Source organism: Frankia sp. CcWB2, assembly GCF_977927585.1.
On record NZ_CDWRCM010000284.1, the window covers coordinates 1 to 4,069 of the forward strand.

Here is a 4,069-nt window from a genome sequence, read left to right on the forward strand (position 1 = left end):
CATGTCCGAATGCGGTAGTCGAGGACCGCATCCGCGAAATCGCCGTCCCTCTGAGCCGAGCGGCCGGGGACGATCCCACCGCGCTGGAGTTCACCCGTCGAGTTACCGACGTCTGACCCCTGTCGCCCCTGGTGCCGTGGCGCCGCCGGTGCGGCGGGCCGCACCACCTATCTGTCAGGAGGCCGTACCTGTCGAGACCCAGACTCGTGTCTCGTTAAGGGCCTCCTTACGGAGGAGGGCATCGCTGAGGTTGATGCCGCACCGGTTCGCGATGGCGCACACGAAGATCAAAATGTCAGCGAGCTCCTCGTCGACGGAGCCGACGACCGACCCTGTCGCGGTGCTGAGGTTCTCGCTTTTGCGGACGGCTTTGAACAGCTCACCGACCTCCTCGCCCAGCAGCAGAGCCTGCTCCGTGACGCTGCGCTCGGAGAACCCCCGTTCCTTCTCCATGGCGGCGACGTACTGCTGGAACTCGGTCAGGTCAAAGCCGGCGGCCAGCGGACGCATGGCGGTGGACCTTTCTCTGCGTGAGGTGTGAGCCCGGCCGGTGTTGCTGGGAGAGTCAGATGGCCAGGGTGAGCTGGTTGGGGTCGTGGCGGACGGCGGTCGGGGTCCGGTCGCGCCAGCCCGTGCGCAGCGCGGCGGTAAGCGTATCGGCGGCGGCGGCGACACCGCGGGTCAGGGCGGTTCGGTTGCGGACGACTGTCGGAATGACAGTTCGGGTGACGGGGTGCCACGCCCACGTGCCCTGGACCTGCCCGTCGAGCACGATCGTGGGTAGCGCTTCACCGATCTGATTGAACGCCTGTTCTGTCGGTAGGCCGCCCAGATACCTCTCTCGGGTCTCGAAGTACGCCTTGAGCGCGACGTCTTCGTGGGCGAGCAGGTGTAACCCGCTCGTGTAGGCGGCGGGATCGGCAGCCAGGAACTGTTCGTACCGGGCGGTGGTCATGTAGGCCCGGGCTGGGCTCCACGGTGTGGTGACCTCCAGCCACTCGGCATCCGAGGCGTTCAGCGCGGCGGTGATGGCGGTCCGGGACAGGGCCGACCACCACGTCGCGTCCTTGAGATTCGCTGGCCCATACCGGTCGAAGTAGGCGTACACCAGCGTTCGCGTCGCCTTTCCGGGATCCTGCGCGACGTCCAGGCCGGGGTGGACGTCGGAGGTCAGCGCGAAGGCTCGGCGTTCTGCATTCCAACAACCGGACTGGTTCAGGTAGGTGAGCAATCCCTGTTCCCACGCCGTTTTCACGGCGACGCGGACGGCCGCGACCGGCTCGCCGCAGGCGGTCAGGACTGCTTCGATCTGCCGCACCGGCACCGGGCCGCCCGCGAGCAGCCGCATGAGCAGCCGGGTCACCCGGGTCACGACGGGCTGGGACACACCGGCGTTGACGGCCATTCGGGCGGCGTCGCGCAACCGGTAGCGGGCGGTCGCGGCATGCGCGACGGCCGCCAGATCGAGCGGTAGAAGATGCAGCGTCTTGCGCATGCACCGCAGCGTGGTGAGGCCCGACTGGGGGGCGAATAGCGATGTCGCGGCTTCGGGGCTGGCAGCGCGGGCGAGGACGGTCGCGAACGGACTGGGTAAGCGCGCGGCGTGGAGGCCCAGCCCGGCATATGCGATCTCGGCGACGGACGACAAACGATGATCGGGATGCAGCCCTTGCCGGGTGAGCGTCCAGTTCCACAAGTAGCTGGCCTGGTCGGCTGTGAGCGTGACGGCTCCGGCGGTACGGGGAGCGACGGCGACCACCGCAGCACGCTATCAGCGGTCCGTCACCCCGCCATGCACGGGCCGGGCCGAGTCGGGTTCATCCCTGTGCATTCCAGTGGTCTTCGACGAAGTGGCGTAGCCGCTGGTAGGAATCTTCGGTCTCCTGCCACTGCTCCGCGGTGCCCCACCAGTGCCGGTTGTTGTGGTGGATGTGGAACTTCGACCAGTCGCGGTCCCAGTCGGGCTGGGTGTGCGTGCCGTGCAGCGCGTACCGGTCGGGATCGGCGTAGACCTGTGTGCCAGGCAGGGGGACGAACCGGAACAGCGACACCCGGCTCAGGGACGATCCCAGCTCGGCCAGCAGGCTCATCGTCTCCGCGGTGGTCTCGGCATTCTCCCCGGGGAAGCCGTGGATGATGAACGCTTTGCCCTCGATCCCCGCGTCGGCGGTCGCTGCGAACGCCGCTTTGATCTGCTCGCGGGTGGTGTTCTTGCGTATCGCCCGTAGGAGCTGCTCGCTTCCGGACTCGACTCCATATTTGATCTCGATGCAGCCCGAGGTCGCCATCTTCTTCAGTAACGGCGCGTCGATGGTGTCGACGCGGGACAGCGCCGACCAGGACAGGTCGAGGTCACCGACCGCATCGCAGATGTCACCGACCTTCTGCTTGTTGACGATGAAGTTGTCGTCGACGATCGCGAAGCCCTGCACGCCGTACCGGTCGATGAGCTGGTTCAACTCGGTGCGGGCGCTGGCCCCGGAGCGGTACTGGATGCGGGTCTGCCCGGCCGCGCAGAACGAGCACGGGAAGGGGCATCCGCGGCTGAACATCACGTGCGCCATGCGGATGTCTCGGCCGGCTAGCCGGTCTTCCAGCACGAAGTCCCCGACGGGCAGCAGATGCCGGGCGGGCAGCGGTAGCCGGTCGATGTCCCTCATCAGCCGGCGCGGTGGCTCGGTCCGGACCCGCCCGTCCTCGATCCAGTGGGTGCCGGCGACGCCGGTGAAGGGCTGGCCCGCGGCAGCCCGGTCCAGCACATCGAGGATCGTCTCCTCCGACTCGCCTTCGCAGACCACGTCCGCACGGAAGTCGCGCAGCGATTCGTCGGGGTAGAAGTTGCTGTGCACGCCGCCGACCATCACCAGCGCGCTGGGGTCGATCTGGCTGTGCTCGCGGGCTTCCTTCATGAATCCGTAGGTCGCGGAAGATGCGAGGCTGAACCCGACCGCGTCGTAGCCAGTGAGGTCCAGGCTCAGATGGTCGGGCCGGACCTGGATGACGGCGACGTCGTGGCCGGCGTCCTCGATCACGGCAGCCAGGTAGAGAGCCCCGAACGGAGGGAACTCCCGGCGGCGTTCCCGGAATCGGGCCATGTCGTAGACCTCGGGGTAGAGCAGCGCGACACGCACAGTGTGACCTCCGGTGTGTAGCAGTGGGGAAATGGGGGTGACGACTTCCAGCCGTGGGGTTTCCTGGGCGTCTAGTCCCGTGAAACCGTGCTGGGGCCCGCGGCCCCGATCCGCAGGATTTCCGCCGGATAGCGGTCGGCCAGGGTGGCAAGTTCGCCCGGTGGACGCTTGTCGAGGAGCGCGGTCACCGCCTCGCGCACGACCGGGGTGAACGCTACGATCCCGGCGTCCGCGCAGGCGCGGTCGGCTATCGGTATCAAGTTGGTGTTGCAGACCACCAGGTCATAGCGATGGCGGTCGGTGAACAGGTCGAAGTGGTGGCGGCGGAGAAAGCCGGCTCGGGTGTCGGAATCCTTGGCCTGGACGTGCTCGCGGCAGTCGTGCAGCGACAGGGCGGTGCGTACCTGGGAGACCTGGCATTTGCGGGCGCGGGACTCAAGGTCGGACTCGATCCACCCCCGTACCACCGGGTCGGGTGCCAGCCATGCGAGCGCCCAGGCATCGAAGACGGTGCCCTGACGGTCGGCCGCCAGCTTCTCCAGCCGCCGATCCAGCTCGATGTCGGCCGCGTCCCCCTGCCGGGCGGTGCGGATCTGGTCGAACCTGTCGAACCAGACCCCCTCCGCTGGCGCATCGATCCCTAAGATCTCTAGCATCACCTCGGTCGCCGACACGTACTCATAGCCCAGCTCCGTCGCCAGCCGGCGGGCGTGCGTCGTCTTGCCGGCAGCAGTCAACCCTGCAAAAGCGACGTTGGGGCGATGAGACGGAAACACGGGAGGGTCCTTTCGTGACGATGTCGTGCACTACCCGATCCCCCTGACTAAGCACGGCTCTTGTGGGTCTTGGAGGTCGGCGCACACACGGAGTAGGCGGGCGTGAGATCGGTTTCGGAGACGGAGACGCTCTCCCAACATGACACGTTCCGCAGCAGACTT

4 protein-coding genes are annotated in these 4,069 nt (G+C 67.3%); all 4 read right to left on the reverse strand.

Annotation, left to right across the window (positions count from 1 at the left end; genetic code table 11):
• Positions 1-174: 174 nt before the first annotated feature.
• Complete coding sequence (locus ACY45C_RS20465; RefSeq protein ID WP_462189174.1) at positions 175-510, reverse strand: MazG nucleotide pyrophosphohydrolase domain-containing protein; 336 nt, start codon at positions 508-510, stop codon at positions 175-177.
• 55 nt (positions 511-565) lie between these two features.
• Complete coding sequence (locus tag ACY45C_RS20470; RefSeq protein ID WP_462189175.1) at positions 566-1,759, reverse strand: DNA glycosylase AlkZ-like family protein; 1,194 nt, start codon at positions 1,757-1,759, stop codon at positions 566-568.
• A 58-nt stretch (positions 1,760-1,817) separates the two neighbouring features.
• Positions 1,818-3,131, reverse strand: coding sequence for a B12-binding domain-containing radical SAM protein (locus tag ACY45C_RS20475; protein ID WP_462189176.1), 1,314 nt, complete (start codon positions 3,129-3,131; stop codon positions 1,818-1,820).
• Positions 3,132-3,202: 71 nt separating this feature from the next.
• A complete protein-coding gene (locus ACY45C_RS20480) occupies positions 3,203-3,907 on the reverse strand; it encodes a cytidylate kinase-like family protein (protein WP_462189177.1) in 705 nt (234 codons plus the stop codon).
• Between the last annotated feature and the right edge of the window lie 162 nt (positions 3,908-4,069).

Coding starts and splice junctions, on each gene's coding strand:
- ACY45C_RS20465 (WP_462189174.1), bottom strand. CDS start 510: ATGCGTCCGCTGGCCGCCGGCTTTGACCTGACCGAGTTCCAGCAGTAC.